Origin of the sequence: Bacillus sp. FSL K6-2944 (assembly GCF_038005385.1) — a bacterium.
Classification (GTDB): domain Bacteria; phylum Bacillota; class Bacilli; order Bacillales; family Bacillaceae_G; genus Bacillus_A; species Bacillus_A cereus.
Map to the genome: position 1 here is coordinate 923,488 of NZ_JBBOTE010000001.1, position 15,802 is coordinate 939,289.

Here is a 15,802-nt window from a genome sequence, read left to right on the forward strand (position 1 = left end):
TGTAAATGGAAAAAGAAACTATAAACGTTCCTACATGCTCTGTTTGTAATGAGCCTTGCATGTGGACATTAAAAATGCCATTAACTATTACTCATTTTGATAAAACATATATCCGTGAAGTAAATACGGATAATGCTCAAATATGCATTGAGTGTTTAGAGAAGGAAGTGCAAGCAATTGGATAAGGGGGCAGGTGTTATGTGATTATGGCCAGACAACGAAGTCCAGACCGTAACAAAGCGTATGAAATATTTAAAGAACATAATGGCGATATTACGAATCGTAAAATTGCTGAATTGTTGTCTATATCTGAAAAAAACGTAAGTGAAAAAACGATTGGCGGATGGAAATCCAAAGATGAATGGATAGACAAATTAAATGGAGTACTCCATAAAAATGAACGGAGTACTCCAAAGAAAGATACGGAGTACTCCAAAAAGAAACCAGGAGCACCCAAAGGTAATAAGAATGCTGTAAATAATCGTGGTGGAGCAAAAAAGGGCAATAAAAACGCTGTCGGTAATTCCGGTGGCGCTGCTCCACTACGTAATGGTAATGCAGCTACACATGGTTTGTATAGAAAGTATTTGCCGCAAGAAATATATGATTTAAAAGAAGAATTAAAAGAAGCTGTTAACAACGATTCTTTAACAATCATTTGGGACAGTATTATGCTGCAGTACACTCAAATCATTCATGCTCAACGTATTATGTTCGTTCGAGACAATGAAGACATGACCAAAGAACTGCGGAAAAATAAACTTACCGAAAGTGGTTTTGAAGAAGAGTGGGAGATTCAATTCGCTTGGGATAAACAAGCTAGTTTCTTAAATGCTCAATCGAAAGCAATGTCAACGCTAGTAAATCTAATTGAAAAATACGATAGATTAGCTAATACAGAAGAACAAAAACTACGAATTGAGAAACTCAAGAAAGAGATCGCTGCTATTAAAGTTGATGGTGATACTAATCAGAATACAGAAGACTGGAAAGAGTCTCTTATGAAGATAGCAGAGCGCAGACGTAAGCAAAAGGAAGCTGAAGCTAATGAGTAATACTGCTTTTAGTGAATTTATGGAGATTATCGATGTTTATTGGGATGATCCAGTTGCGTTTGCCGAGGATATGCTTGGTTTTTATCCGGATGAATGGCAGAGAAAAGTTCTTATGGATTTGGCACAAAGTCCAAAGGTTTCAGTTCGTTCTGGCCAAGGTGTTGGTAAAACAGGTCTTGAGTCAGTTGTTGTTATCTGGTTCCTCTGCTGTAGGCCGAATCCAAAGGTTATTTGTACAGCTCCTACAAAAGAGCAGTTATTTACTGTACTTTGGGCTGAAATAGCAAAGTGGTTAGAAGGCAGCGCGGTTAAAAATCTTCTTAAATGGACTAAAACGCGAGTATACATGATTGGTAGTGAAGAACGTTGGTTTGCTACTGCTAGAACAGCAACTAAGCCGGAAAATATGCAGGGTTTCCACGAAGACTATATGTTATTTGTATGTGATGAAGCTTCTGGTATAGCAGATCCTATTATGGAAGCGATACTCGGTACTTTATCTGGTGCAGAAAATAAATTGTTTTTATGCGGAAACCCAACAAGAACAAGTGGTGTATTTTATGATTCTCATAATCGTGATAGGGATTTATATAAAATACATAAAGTATCTAGCTTAGATAGCCCTCGAACCAGTAAAGACAATATAGAAGTATTGAAAAAGAAATATGGTGAGGGTTCAGATGTTTGGCGTGTACGTGTACTTGGTGAATTTCCTAAAGCAGAAGCAGATGCCTTTATTCCGCTAGAAATTGTAGAGCAAGCAGCATCTTGTAAAGTGGAGCCAACTGGTGAGACACTTGATTTAGGTGTTGACGTTGCCCGATTTGGTGATGATGAAACTGTAATTGCTCCAAGGATAGGAAATAAAGTCTTTAAACTATTAAACCACTATAAACAAGATACTATGGAAACTGCTGGCCACGTATTGAAATTAGCTAAAGAATACATGGTAAAGTACAAGCAGTTAAAAAGAGTTGATATAAAAGTCGATGATAGTGGTGTTGGTGGTGGTGTTACGGACAGGTTAAAAGAAGTTATTAAATCTGAACGATTACCATTCAAAGTATATCCGGTTGTGAATAACGGGAAGCCGCTTGATGATGAACATTATGATAATGCAGGTGCAGAAGGTTGGGCCGTAGTAAGAGATTTACTTGAAGAGAATATGAAAGCATTTATGCAGGGTGAAGAACCTACAATGGAGATTCCAAATGATGAAAAAATGATTTCTCAATTTTCTAGCCGTAAATACAGAATAACAAGTAGAGGTAAGATTGCATTAGAGCGAAAAGAAGAAATGAAGAAACGCGGATTGCAATCACCCGATAGAGCAGATGCTATAGTTCTAGCCTTCTATAAACCGAAAGTAGTTATGGGTGGGAAGGTTAAAAGAGTGTAGTCGGACATTTATTGTTCCGCTATTTCTTTTGCTCTTTATTAATAGAAGAAAGGAGGACACACAAACGATATGAGCGACAAGAAAACCATAAAGAATGTAAAAGTATTTGGTATTAATAAAACGGCAGATGACCCAAAGAATAGGGAAGACAACAGTAAGCAAATGACTGTAGATCCATTCGCGCAAATATATGGCGATAAAGGGTTGGTTAAACCACCTTATGATATGTCAGTGCTGTTGGAAATAAAGGAAAGTAATCCAATCCATTCTGCTTGTATTAGCGCAAAAGTCGATGATATTGCAGGGGTTGGTTTCGACTTTGCTCCTTTTGAAGAAGTGAAAGAAGCGAACCAGGAGCAATATAAAAGGTTGAAAGAATTTATGCGGAATTGTAATCCAGAAATGACGAGTTCAGAAATTCTTAGAGCTGTATGGGATGATTATGAAACCGTTGGCTGGGGGATTATCGAAGTTGTTCGGAATCAAAAAAACGAACCATCGGAACTGTACCATATTCCGGCGCATACGGTTCGTGCTCATAAGGATAAAGTCCGATTTGCTCAAATTGTAAATAACAAAGAACGATGGTTTAAAAAGTTCAATTATCCCGATAATTTCTGTCTTGCTGATGGTAGTGCGATAAATGCAGAGGATGTTGCAGAAAGCGGAACAGAAAAAGCTGGAGAAGTAATTGTTATTCGTAAATTCGGTTCTCGTTCTTCTTATTATGGGATACCTAATTACGTTAGTTCTATCGGCTCGATAGTTGGATCTCAAGCAGTAAGAGATTACAATATTAACTTCTTTACAGGAAAGACAATTCCGGATGCTCTGCTATTTCTTGAGGGCGTTGATGAAATAGATGATGGAACGGAAAATGAACTAAAAGCATTCTTCTCTGCAGAAACAAAAGGAGAACATCATAAATTGGCCGTTGTCCCCGTACCGCCAGGGGCAAAAGCTAGATTAGAAAAAGTTAGTCCAGATGTAAAAGAAGGCAGTTTTCGTTTATATAAGCAGGATAGCGCAATGGAGATATGTGTGGCTCATCGTGTGCCGCCTTATCGTATCGGCTGGGCTATGACAGGCTCATTAGGACAAACAACTGCTAAAGAAATGAACGAGATGTACAAGCGTTCTATTATTGAGCCTGGACAAGGAATATTAGAACATCGATTAAACTATCAATTGTTCCGTGTATTTGCTGAAATACTTGGTGGATTAGATTGGCATTTCAAATTAAACGAAATTGATACAGATGATCGTGAAGCTGATATGCAATATGCGGCAGATGGTTATGAGAAACGTATATTAACACGGAATGAATCTCGTAAAGTAGTAGGTTATGAACCTGTAGCAGATGGAGATACATTCTTTGAAGGTGGTCCATCCGTTTCTCAAATAGAACCAATTGCAAAAGCTGCAGATAATGAGCAAGATAACTTAATTGCTATTAATGCATTTAGGGAAAAGCATGAAGAAGTAGAGAAAGCTATGCAAAAGAAGGTAGCTGATTTTTTTCTGAACAGGGAAAACGGCTCTTAAACCTGCTTCCCGTAATTCGTATTAATAAAGCAGATGAAGAGATTGATCTTGTGATTGCAGAAGCAGAAGTTGATGAATTTCTTGATAGTGTCGATTGGGATGAAGAACGACAAATGTTTGTTGATGAAGTCACGGACACACTACAGGATGATGTAACGGAATTCGTCCAAAGTACCATTGCATCAAACGGACTAACTTGGATGGTATTAGATCCAATTGGTGACGTCGCTGCAAAATGGGTTGCTGCTTACGCATTCGAATTGGCAAAGGGAATCCATGAAACTACTAAAGATAGATTAAGGGAAACGATGTTAAAGAATCTTAGTGAGGGAATGGGTGTCGATGCATTAAGTGTTTCTATTGCAGATGTGATGTCAGAAGCAAGTAACTACAGAGCAATGATGATTGCACGTACAGAAACAACATATGCCATGAATTACGGCAATTTAATTGCTTATAAGGGCGCAAATAGAAATAAGAAAACATGGCTTACAGGAAACGATGAGCGTGTTTGTAAAGAATGTGGTGGTTTACATGGAGAAACGGTAGATATTGATGATCTATTTAGTAATGGAAAGATGTGCCCGCCAGCTCATCCACATTGCCGCTGCACTATGATTTCAGAAGAGTAATAAAATACACCTATTTGATTGGGGTTTCATCGTCAAAACGTATGCGGCTTTAAATTGGCTATTATGCGTTTTGACAGTGGAACCCCAATATTTATAGGGAGGAGGTAAAACGATGGGATACGAACTAAAAAACGCCAATATCAGCTATGTTTCATTAGTTACAAAGGGCGCTAATGGGCGTCAATTCGCCATTATGAAAAGTGAATCTGCTAAACAACCAAATATATCAAAACAAGTTCCAATCCTTAAAACAGAGGAAGAGAAGCAGCTTGTTACAGGTGTGGTATATGAACCGGATGTAGAAGATTCACACGGGGATAAAATGACCGCAGAAGAAATTGAAAAGGCTGCTTATACCTTTATGGAAAATTACCAACACATCGACAAGCAACATGATGAAATCGCTGGTAAAGGGACAGTTGTTGAAAACTGGATTGCTAAAAGTGATATGACAGTAGGCGAACAAGAAGTACAAGCGGGAACATGGCTTATGACTGTTCGTGTTGATGATGCAGACACCTGGGAAGAAATTAAAAAAGATGAAGTTACCGGTTTTTCTATGGGTGGATTTGGTGAACGTGTAGAAATCGCTAAGACTGATGATTTTACTCATGAAGATAAAGGCCTTATTCGAAAGATGTTAGATTTCGTTAAAGGTGAAACTCACAAAATTACAAAAGGCGAAGTGAAAGATCGTTTTATTGATGAAAAACAAAAGCGTGATTTACGAGCTGTATTTAATTTGTTTGAAGATGTGTTTTATTGGGAGATTTGGGAAAGTAACCCCGATATCGACCGAATGACGGCTGCTCTTGATGATATGAAGGACATACTTTCTTCTATTAAAGGTGGTTATACCATTGCGAAATCAAAAGACAGTGTACAAGCAGAAAGCATCGTTTTAGAAAGTATTAAAAAAGCGGGGAAAGTATTATCCCAAAAGAATCATACAAAATTAGATGAAGCATTAGCTTTAATTACTGAAATAAAAGAAGCTGCTTCACCACAGGAGGAAGATGAAATGAAAGCAGAAGATATTGCAGAGATTGTTAAACAAGCAGTAGAACCACTAGCTACTAAGTTAGAAAAGATTGAAAAACAGGTGAATGGTGAAGAGGTAGAACCGACGCCAGAAGAGCAAACAGAGGAAGAAAAAGCTGCAGCAGTTATTCAAAAAGCATTAGAACCAATTACAAAGCGGCTTGAAAATATCGAAAATGCTGCTTCTATCCGTAAAGGTTTAGATCCAGATGAAGAAGTTACACCAGGACAACAACCAATAAAAAAATCAGTATTCTCAAATTTAAATTTGTAATATAAGGAGAAATAAACAATATGAACAATCAACAATTATTAAATCGTTTATCTAAAATTGAAAAGACAATTACTACAGGTTCAGTTTCTTCTGGCTTATTAAATCCAGAGCAAAGCAAAGAATTCTTTAGAATGGCATTTGACGCAACACCATTCTCTCAATTACATCGAAAAGAGATGCGTAAAGCAAAACAAGGTGTACTTGATAAAGTTGGTATTGGCGGCCGCATTCTACGTAAGAAAACAGAGAATAAAGATGAGGATTACCGTGCAGGTGTTAATACATCAACTATTCCATACAATACAAAAGCACTTCGTCTACCTTGGGAAATTACAGAAGAAACGCTGCGTGAAAATATTGAAGGTGAAGGCTTTGAAGATACTGTAATGACACTTATGTCAACTCAAACAGGTATTGATTTAGAGGACTTACACTGGAATGGTGATGTAGAATCATCTGATCCATTTTTATCAATTAACGATGGCTGGTTGAAGAAGATTCTAAAATCAAAAGAATCGCATATTATTGACCACGCTAAACTAGTAACTGGTACAGGGGAAGAAGCAAAAGCTAATGGATTTGGTAAAGGTTCGCTCTTTGCTTTATCTGGTGTAATGCCAAATAAATATAAAAATAGTAATCTACGTTGGATTATGTCACCAAATCGTAGAGAAAAATGGATTGAATATTTAACAAACCGTCCAACTGGAGCGGGAGACGCTGCGTTATTAGGAGCTGGCGATCAAGTAAATAAACCAATGGGTTATGGGATTGTTACAGTTCCTTCTTTATCAGATGACATTATTATTCTTGCAGATCCACGTAACTTTATTGCTGTTAACACCTATGAAACTCGCATTCGTAAAACAACAGAAGGTAAATCTGCAGTAATGGAAGATAAACGATTCTATGTAATTCACTTTGATGACGATGCTGTAATTCAAGAAATGGATGCAGTAGCAATCCTAACGAATATTCCGGATACGTTTGGAGCTTAATATCCAGGCGTATTTTTTATGGGAATAAACCCTTTGTTATTAGGGTTTTGAATGTATACTTTTTTATTATTTTCTTGTTTTTAATAGAAAACGAGTTAGGGACAATAAAACCAACAATACGAATGTAAACTTTCATGTGATAGTTTACATTCGTGAAAGGGGTGTTAATTATGAAAGTAGTTACGCTGCGATACGGTGGCACTTACACCGCTTATGGACAAAAGTTTAAGAATGGCCAAGAAGAAACAGTTGCAAATGAAAAAGCTGATTACCTTGTAAGTACTGGACATTTTGAACTTGTAAAAGAAGTCGATAAGAAGGAGAAAGAAACATAATGGATATTACCTTGCAGGACATTAAAGACCGCGTAAATGTGCAGAAGATGCCTGATACAGTAATTCAAGAACTAATAGATTACTATGCAGTTATTGTTAGAAAGTATTTAAGAGTTAAGCCGGAGAATCCAATGAAAGAAGTCATTCAAACAAGCAAACTAGCTTGGCTTTCTTTTCCCGCTGAATATATAGCAAAAGTCACTCATGTTAGTTCGAAACAAGATATGACCGATTCTATTACTGTAAATGGCCGTATTGTTTATGGTTTATCCGAAAATAAAATGTATGAATTCGAATATAAGATACAAGATTATGATGATCTGCAGGTACTTATGAAGAAATGTATTATTGATTTGGTTGTTTCAGCAGTAGTTCGTGCTAACTTACACCGAAAAGGTATGAAGACATCGGAGAGTATTGGCGATTATTCGTACCAGATTAGCCCAGAAACGCTGGATGAACCAGCAACAAACAATAAGATACTCAATGGTTTAAAAGGGTTTAGAGCAAGAGTTAAGCCGGTGATGGCTACATGAATACGTACTTCGATGATGGTGATATGGATGATTTATATATTCATGAGGTAGTAGTAAAACGAAAAATGAAAAAGAAACAATCCGCTGGTAACTATGCGGAAGTACCAGTGGACGTTTACGAGAAGATGATTTGCCGTGTAACTACTAATTCTGCTACTGATAATGAGAGATTTAAGCGTGATAAACAAAATTTTGATACAACCTTTAAGATATATGCACCTGCTTCTTACATAATTAAACCCAATGATCTTATTCATTTCAAAAATGAAGATGTGGGTGTTGATTATACATTTGAAGTAAAAGGAGAGCCGCGTAATCCTGCATTTATGAATCATCACATTGAAATTTATTGCGAAAAGGTATGATTCTATATGGCGAATTCAGTAGAAATTGAGTACTCAAGTAATATGGAGCAAGTAAAGACGCATATTAACGCTATGTGTGTTGAAAAAGTCACAGCAGCATCTATTCATTTACAAAATCAAGTTAAGAAGAATCTCACAGGTAGCCGTAGCGGTAAGCAATACAAAATACCTCATACGAGTCGTAAATATACTGCTTCTAAACCAGGTGAAGCTCCTGCTGTTCGTACCGGTGACTTGTTAAATTCGATTAAATACAATGTTAAACGGTCACAATCAGAGGTATTGGGTGCAGTAGGGAGCGATTTGAAAAAAGCAATATGGCTTGAAACTGGTACAAGTCATATGGAAGCCCGTCCATTCCTATTAAAAGCGTTTGAAAAAGAACGTAGAGAACTTAAAAGAATGATGGGAGGGTAATACATGTCTAACGCTATTGCAGCTATTAGAATGCTTGTAGAGAACGATGAGATAATAAAAGATAATCTATCAGAGTATGGTGAAGGCGAGGACAAAGGGCCTGCTCTTTCATTCCAAACTGCACAAGATGATATGGAAATGCCTTATGTAGTGATGAGAATTGAAGCAGATAATCCGGATGATGTTGAAATTATAGATCGTATGATTCTAAATTTCGATGTGTATTGTGATAATGGGGATTATGATAAGGCAAAGTTAATTGCTACACGTATTGAGAAGTTACTAGATAGAGAAGTGGGTTTAAAAGATGATGGGATACTTTCTATACATCGTGCAGGGAAACTGCCGGTACCGGATGAAGACCCATCTATCATTCATATAAATGCAAAATTTCTTGTCCGAACCATGCGAACGGACTTGTATTAGGGGGTAGGACAAATGAGCTGGAAATTAATTAATGGTGTCCGTGAAGGGACTACAGATAATTTTGTTATCGGTCCTGGTGTCATGTACAAAGGATTTAAAAGTGTAAAAGAATTAGGTGAACTTGTAGGAGCGACTACAGGCGGAACTAAAGTGGGTTTTGATCGTGAGTATTATGATGCAGATATTGATGGTGTGCTAGGTAAAATGGTGCGTGGTAAGTGGTTATTAAAAGATGAACCACATGTAGAACTTACATTAGTAGAGTTCACAAAAGAAAACCTGCAGTTAGCTTTACCTGGTATGACGGTAGATAGTACAACTGAAGAAGAATACGATATTATGAAACCTTCAAATGATATTCCAGATTCAAATTATCATGATATTGCACTCATTGGTATGATTTCGGGTAGTGAGCTACCAGTTATTTTTGTAATTCGTAATGCAATGGTAGTTTCCTCTATTGAAGTAGATCTTAAAGACGGTAAAGGAACGGTTGGTTTGAAATGTAAATTTATTGGTCATTACAGTGAATCTGCACCAACTACACCACCATACGAAATTTATTTACCAAAGAAAAAGAAAACAACAGTACAAAAAGCACCGGCTACCGCATAAATGGTAGTCGGTTTTCTATTACATAAAACGAGCTAAATGCTAAAAGGAGAGAACAAAATGGCTTCTATTTTAGAAAAAATGATGAATACCGGTACAGAAATTACAATCCTAGGCGAAAAAGTAGCAATGCGCCGATTAAATGTAACGGACGTTTGGCGATTTGCAAAAATCATCTCAAAGGTTGGACGCAGTGCAATGGCTAACTTTGCTGGTTTCGGTAAGGATAAGCAAGAAATGGATGAACTAACTAAAGCTGCTGAATCTCTTCCAGAAGAAGAAAAACAAGCGCAATTATCTGCACTTAAAGAGAAGCAACAACAAAAAGGATTAGAATTTGCTTTCCGTGTTCTAACGATGATCCCTGCTTGCGAAGATGATTTTACAGAGTTCTTTGCTAGTTTATTAAAAGTGAAAGCAGAAGAATTTAGACAGTTCCCTCCGGAAGCAATGGTTGCTGTTATACAGGGCCTATTAGAAAGTGAAGACTTAATGACTTTTTTCAACCAGGTCAAGGGACTCGTGAAAGTTCAGAGCGAGAAATGGAGCCAATCAGCAGTAATTCCAGCAGCAGCTCCGATTCAAGCGTAAATGAAAATTCAGATGAATATTTAGAAGAAGCCGAACAAAACATGTTACGTGCTTTCGACAAGATCCAAAAGCGGTATGGATGGACAGATGAATATGTCTTATCTATACCGTATTCGCGTTTAATGGACCTATTTTCTTTAATTGCACGAGAAGAGCAGCAAGAAGAACTAAATGAGTGGAAGAAGATGGCGTTCATTGGCTTTCAAACTCGTCAACTTGAAGAAGGTACTACTTTTAATGATTATCTTCAAGCCTTTGGGCTAACTGACACCCAGGATGATAAAGAATCATCTTATGAAATAGGTGAAGTATGGACGAAAGAAGAGTGTGAAGCGCATGTTGCTCAAATCATGGCTCACTTCCAAGAAGACGATGAAGAATAAAATGGTTATCGGCCCCGTGAAAGGGGGTGCGTAAATGTTAGCTGAAATGTTCCAACTGTTCGGAACGATTGGTATTAAAGCAGAAGGCGCTTATAAAGATTTACAACAATTCGAAGATCGTGTACAAAAAACCGCAAATGGAATGCATGATAAGTTTCAAAAGGCAGGGGAATCAATTAGTCATGTAGGTAACAAAATGAAAGATGTTGGTACAAACATGACAACGGGCGTTTCCTTACCTTTAGCTGGTATCGGTGCTGCAGCTGTAAAAGTAGCTTCTGATTTCGATACTTCTCAAAGAAACATCCAATCTTCTTTAGGTCTTACTGAAAAAGGTGCTGAAAACCTTGGTAAAATCGCAAAAGAAACTTGGAAAGATGGATTTGGCCAAAGTATTGAAGAAGTGGATCAGTCTCTTATAAAAGTGTATCAGAATATGAAAGACGTTCCTCACGAAGAATTAGAAGAAGCTACAAAAAGCGCTATGACATTGGGGAAAACATTTGATTCTGATATCAATGAAGTAACTCGTGGTGCAGGACAGTTAATGAATCAATTTGGTATTTCTTCCAAAGAAGCATTTGATTTATTTGCTGCTGGTGGACAAGAAGGTTTGAACTATTCAAATGAAATGTTTGATAATGTGGCCGAATATGCGCCATTGTACAAACAAGCCGGCTTCTCTGCTAACGAGATGTTTACCATTATGGCAAACGGGACTCGTGATGGCAGTTATAATCTCGATTACATTAACGACCTTGTAAAAGAGTTCGGTATTCGGGTACAGGATGGTTCTAAAGGTGTATCTGATGCCTTTGCTGAAATGTCACCCCAAACACAAAAGGTCTGGGATAACTTCAACAAAGGTAAAGGAACTTCTGCAGATGTGTTTAATGCCGTCTTAGGTGATTTAGGTAAGATGGACGATAAAGTAAAAGCAAACCAACTTGGTGTTGCTGTATTCGGTACAAAATGGGAAGACATGGGTGCTCAAGCTGTCTTAGGTCTTAATAATGCAAATGGTGCGTTAGGCGATGTCGAGGGCACAATGGGAAAAATGCAGAAGACGCAGCAAGAAGCTTTTGGTGTTCGTTGGCAAAAGTTAATGCGTACTACAATGGCATCTTTAGAACCATTAGGACAAGCTATTTTAGATATTGCAGAAGTGGCACTCCCTCCAATTATTAAAGCGGTAGAAGTTGCTGCAAAAGCATTTAGTTCTATGCCTAAGCCAATTCAAATTGGTGTTGTAGCAATTCTAGGTATGGTCGCTGTCTTAGGTCCATTAGTCGCCATGATGGGATTTATGACAAGTGGGGTTGGTGCATTTGTTGGTTCATTAAGATTCCTAGTACCGATACTTACTAAAGTACCATTATTATTTACAGGTATTCTTAAAGTCGGCCCTAAACTTATCGGTATGTTTGGTGGAATCGGGAAAGCCCTAGCGCTGTTGGGTAGATCCATGATGACCTTACTGATGAATCCCTGGACGATTGCCATACTAGCAATTGTAGGATTAGTATATCTAATTTATAAAAACTGGGATGACATCGTAAAGTACACCAAGAAAGCAGTTAAATGGATTGGCGATGCCTGTTCTAAGGCTTGGAACGCAACTGTAAAAGGTGCTAAAAAGGCATGGAATGGTTTAGGTAAGTTCTTCTCTGGATTCTGGGAAGGTACGAAAAAGGTATTCAGTTCTGCAATGTCATTCATAGGTAAAATATTTTCAAAAGCTTGGGATGGCTATGTAAAAATAGTTAAATGGTATTTTAACTTGTTGAAAAATATAATCGAATTCGGTTGGAATGCTATTAAATTCATCTTCAAATTTGCATTAGATGGATTGAAAAAAATTGTAGATGGCACATGGAAATTCATTAAGAATAGTGCCCAAAAGGCAGTTAACACCTGGAAGAAAATTTTCTCTACTGGATGGAATGCTATTAAAAGAATTTTCTCTATGGCTTTAGCAATAATAAAGCAGTACGTAAAAACCGAATTCGAAAAAATGAAAAATACAATATCCAGTGTTTTTAACACGATTAAGGAAATTGTAAAAAAAGCTTGGGACGCAATTAAATCAACCTTTACTACAGTATTAAAATTCTTAAAAGATTTTGTGAAATCTTCTTGGGAATCTATTAAAGATACTATTTCTAGCGTTATGAACACAATTAAAAATGTGATTCAATCAGCTTGGAATTTTATAAAGTTTACAATCATTAATGCAGTTCGTGAATTTGTTGGGTTTGTAATTACTAATTTCAACAAATTATATAACACAATAACCGATGTTGTTGGCGGTATAAAAGAATTTATTGTTAGTAACTTTAAAACTATAAAGAAAGCAATCACTGGTGCATTTACAGGGGTTGTAGATACTGTAAAGGATGTATTCAGTAAAGTTGGTTCTATAGTAAAAAATGTAGCAAAAGATGCAGTTAGCTGGGGAAAAGATATCATTGCCGGTATTGGTGAAGGTATGTCCGGTATGGCAGATTGGCTTATAAAAAAAGCTAAAGGAGTTGTTTCGGGAATACCTAAAGCCGTATTAAAGTTCTTTGGTATCCGAAGCCCATCCCGGTTAATGATGGAATACGGGGGCTATATTACAGAAGGTCTTGGTGTAGGGATGGAAAAAATGATTCCTGCAGTAGACAAAGCTTCTGAACTATTAAATAAAGCTGTCGTTCCACCTAAACCAATGAAACTAGTAACCGATGTATCTAATCAAATTGGACAAATGGGCGCACGTTCTGCTGATTTAATTGGTAAAACTGCACATCCATTTGCTGGACAAACCCGCGTTGAGAAGAAAACGGATAATGGCGTAACAATTCAAAATGCTACATTTAAAGTCTCTGTTGAAAAACTACAATCTGCAGACGACTTTGTAAAAATGAGAAAGCTGCTACAAAACGTAGTTGCTGATGATCTAATGGGAATGGCGGTGCGAAATGTATGAGTATATTAAAAACATTGCATAGAAGAGCCGGTTCATATCACCTCTTATGGGATGCTACAGAATTAAAAAGTACAATTACATATACTATTAATTTTTCATGGCCTGGGACATATAACTTCTCTTTTATGTCCCAAGTTCCTATTGGTTCTGATGGTATGTTACCGGATAAATACTTTATTGTTCGGGTAAATGGTATTGAAAAATTTAGAGCAAGAGGTGCCTATGCCTGGGAATCCAGAGAAATTTTTGTTGGTGCAGGACCACAAACAATTGAATTCATAACAAGCGGTTATGGCGGTGCAGATGTAGCTTATATACGTGACGTTCATTATTACGCTTTTGGATTCGTCCCAAACATCGCAATGATTGAGCAAACAAAAATGCCTAAATCATTAGACGGATTAAAAAACTATAATATTATGCATGGTTATCCCCGTTTCCAAAGTAACGGGAATAAAGGATGCGAAGTAGAATTCAATATTTTATTTAACGATATCAGATATTGGCGTGATTTCATGAGGGAAATATACCGCCCACATATTATTACTGGCGATTACGGTACCTATGGGGGTATAATACCGCCGAATGAAGTAGATGCAATACGAAAAGGAACGTTGGTCATAGCAAAATGCAAATTAATATCCATGTCACAAGCAGGAATAGGAGTTGATGGAATGTGAGAGAAGGATCTATTTCTTTAATTAGAATGTTGGGGAGCTATTTCCAAGTTGGGAATAACTCCCCTACTTTAATTGTTTATATGAAAAGAAGAGACTCTTCTTCTTACGTACAAATACAACATCGTGTAATAGGCTTAGAAGTGCAGGAGAACGCAGACCAGTTTGCTAGTACATTTACTATTACCTTTGCGAATGAATACGGTCAAATGGCTCCTGACAACTGGTATGGTAAGTTCTCTTCTATTCAAGAATGGTTTTATAACAGTGAAGTAACAAATACAAACCAACTATATCCGCAGACTGAATTTAAGGTGTCTATCGGATACGGTGAAGAAGCTTTACCGTATATACATGGTTTTGTATCTGATGTGAAGGTAAATGCCGAAAGTGGGACAATCTCTGTCACCTGCACCACATCATATAAAAAAGTTTTACACAAATCAGTTATCCCAACGCCAGGATCAGATGAGATTGTAGCACCAACCGGTAATGTTTATGATGTGGTGAAATTCTTCTTTGAAAAAGCCGGAGTTACATTGCACGGTAGCAGAGTAAACATTCCTGGTACCAATCAAAGTTGGATTGTTGAGGGAGCAACTGGTAAGAGGTTTCAAAAGTGGGATGAAATTGTACGCGATATTATAGATACAACATTCCATTATATAAAACATGAACCGGATGGAAGTTGCACATTCATGAAGATGCCGGACTATGCAATTAACGAACCTGCAAAATTTAGTTTTAGAGAAGGTGAAAATCTTATCTCTTTAGATATGCAGCTAACTGACCAGGACATAAGTAACAGTATTGTTGTTAAATGTGGAGATTACGCAAACGGATTTCTTAATTCATTTCTATTAAAAAATGTATCGCAGGGTGATTTACGAGAGGAAATGATAGAAGTTCCTTGGGCGACAACGTTCTTTGCAAGAAGAGCGGTTGCTGCAGCTTATCATTTAAAAGCGATTCAGAAGTTCAGAACATTAACAGTCGCAGTAATAGGTGATCCAAGGGTTCAATTATTTGATGTTATTTCTGTTTACAATAGAGATTCTGGCCAACAATGGAATTACTTTGTTAAAGGGATTAATACAATGATCTCTGCAGATGATGGATTCTATCAAACTTTAGATTTAACTGTTAATTACGGTTATGAACCAGCCCCATATACAGATATAACTGGTATCACAGTAAATGTAGATACATTACGATTGAAACTTTGGGATTGGGATGTAGAGGATGGGGACTTATTAAATATTTACTGTAATGATAAATTAGTCGCAGAAAACTATTTCATCCGAAACAATCCAACATATGTTGATATTCCACTTGAATATGGTGTGAATATTATCGTATTTGAAGCAGTTCGAAATCCTAAGGGGATTCTTACAGGACGTTTGCAAGTACTGGATACGCAGAACAATATCTTGTTCGATTATGGTTCCTTACCAGATTTATCATTTCCTCGGGTAAATCAAGACAAAGATCACTATTATATCCAACGACCAGCAAAAACTTGGTCTGTTACGAGGGTGAACTAGG

The 15,802-nt window shown here is 37.2% G+C and carries 18 protein-coding genes; all 18 read left to right on the top strand.

Going from position 1 to position 15,802, the window contains the following annotated elements; genetic code table 11:
• Positions 1-5 precede the first annotated feature (5 nt).
• Entirely contained in the window at positions 6-185 is a 180-nt protein-coding gene (locus tag MHH55_RS04840; RefSeq protein WP_078186930.1) for a hypothetical protein, read from the top strand.
• Positions 186-206: 21 nt separating this feature from the next.
• Positions 207-1,055, top strand: a complete 849-nt coding sequence (terS, locus tag MHH55_RS04845) for a phage terminase small subunit (protein WP_078186934.1) — start codon at positions 207-209, stop codon at positions 1,053-1,055.
• Positions 1,048-2,454: a DEAD/DEAH box helicase family protein gene (locus tag MHH55_RS04850; protein WP_078186929.1), complete on the top strand. Its 1,407-nt coding sequence runs from the start codon at positions 1,048-1,050 to the stop codon at positions 2,452-2,454. Before terS ends, MHH55_RS04850 begins: the two co-directional genes overlap by 8 nt.
• A 69-nt stretch (positions 2,455-2,523) precedes the next feature.
• A complete protein-coding gene (locus MHH55_RS04855; protein WP_078186928.1) occupies positions 2,524-3,999 on the top strand; it encodes a phage portal protein in 1,476 nt (491 codons plus the stop codon).
• 113 nt (positions 4,000-4,112) lie between these two features.
• Positions 4,113-4,631, top strand: coding sequence for a phage head morphogenesis protein (locus tag MHH55_RS04860; RefSeq protein WP_078186933.1), 519 nt, complete (start codon positions 4,113-4,115; stop codon positions 4,629-4,631).
• 112 nt (positions 4,632-4,743) lie between these two features.
• Entirely contained in the window at positions 4,744-5,946 is a 1,203-nt protein-coding gene (locus MHH55_RS04865) for an XkdF-like putative serine protease domain-containing protein (RefSeq protein WP_078186927.1), read from the top strand.
• A 20-nt stretch (positions 5,947-5,966) separates the two neighbouring features.
• Positions 5,967-6,944 (top strand): major capsid protein, encoded by a 978-nt coding sequence (locus tag MHH55_RS04870; RefSeq protein WP_078186926.1) that lies wholly within the window; start codon positions 5,967-5,969, stop codon positions 6,942-6,944.
• Positions 6,945-7,114: 170 nt separating this feature from the next.
• Positions 7,115-7,279: a YqbF domain-containing protein gene (locus tag MHH55_RS04875; protein WP_000869888.1), complete on the top strand. Its 165-nt coding sequence runs from the start codon at positions 7,115-7,117 to the stop codon at positions 7,277-7,279.
• Positions 7,279-7,815, top strand: a complete 537-nt coding sequence (locus MHH55_RS04880) for a hypothetical protein (protein WP_078186925.1) — start codon at positions 7,279-7,281, stop codon at positions 7,813-7,815. Before MHH55_RS04875 ends, MHH55_RS04880 begins: the two co-directional genes overlap by 1 nt.
• On the top strand, positions 7,812-8,180 hold the full coding sequence (locus tag MHH55_RS04885; RefSeq protein WP_078186924.1) for a hypothetical protein: 369 nt from the start codon (positions 7,812-7,814) through the stop codon (positions 8,178-8,180). Before MHH55_RS04880 ends, MHH55_RS04885 begins: the two co-directional genes overlap by 4 nt.
• 6 nt (positions 8,181-8,186) lie before the next feature.
• A complete protein-coding gene (locus tag MHH55_RS04890; RefSeq protein WP_000024034.1) occupies positions 8,187-8,597 on the top strand; it encodes an HK97-gp10 family putative phage morphogenesis protein in 411 nt (136 codons plus the stop codon).
• A 3-nt stretch (positions 8,598-8,600) separates the two neighbouring features.
• Positions 8,601-9,023, top strand: a complete 423-nt coding sequence (locus tag MHH55_RS04895; RefSeq protein WP_000063400.1) for a hypothetical protein — start codon at positions 8,601-8,603, stop codon at positions 9,021-9,023.
• A gap of 12 nt (positions 9,024-9,035) precedes the next feature.
• The gene (locus MHH55_RS04900) at positions 9,036-9,638 is read left to right on the top strand and encodes a hypothetical protein (protein WP_000118570.1); all 603 of its coding nucleotides are present in this window, start codon (positions 9,036-9,038) and stop codon (positions 9,636-9,638) included.
• Positions 9,639-9,695: 57 nt separating this feature from the next.
• Entirely contained in the window at positions 9,696-10,226 is a 531-nt protein-coding gene (locus MHH55_RS04905) for a hypothetical protein (protein WP_000146557.1), read from the top strand.
• Positions 10,178-10,609, top strand: a complete 432-nt coding sequence (locus MHH55_RS04910) for a hypothetical protein (RefSeq protein ID WP_078186923.1) — start codon at positions 10,178-10,180, stop codon at positions 10,607-10,609. Before MHH55_RS04905 ends, MHH55_RS04910 begins: the two co-directional genes overlap by 49 nt.
• A 34-nt stretch (positions 10,610-10,643) precedes the next feature.
• Entirely contained in the window at positions 10,644-13,580 is a 2,937-nt protein-coding gene (locus tag MHH55_RS04915) for a phage tail tape measure protein (RefSeq protein WP_078186922.1), read from the top strand.
• Positions 13,577-14,260 (top strand): hypothetical protein, encoded by a 684-nt coding sequence (locus MHH55_RS04920; protein WP_078186921.1) that lies wholly within the window; start codon positions 13,577-13,579, stop codon positions 14,258-14,260. Before MHH55_RS04915 ends, MHH55_RS04920 begins: the two co-directional genes overlap by 4 nt.
• Positions 14,257-15,801, top strand: coding sequence for a hypothetical protein (locus tag MHH55_RS04925; protein ID WP_078186920.1), 1,545 nt, complete (start codon positions 14,257-14,259; stop codon positions 15,799-15,801). The genes MHH55_RS04920 and MHH55_RS04925 overlap by 4 nt, the downstream gene beginning before the upstream one ends.
• Position 15,802: the final 1 nt, after the last annotated feature.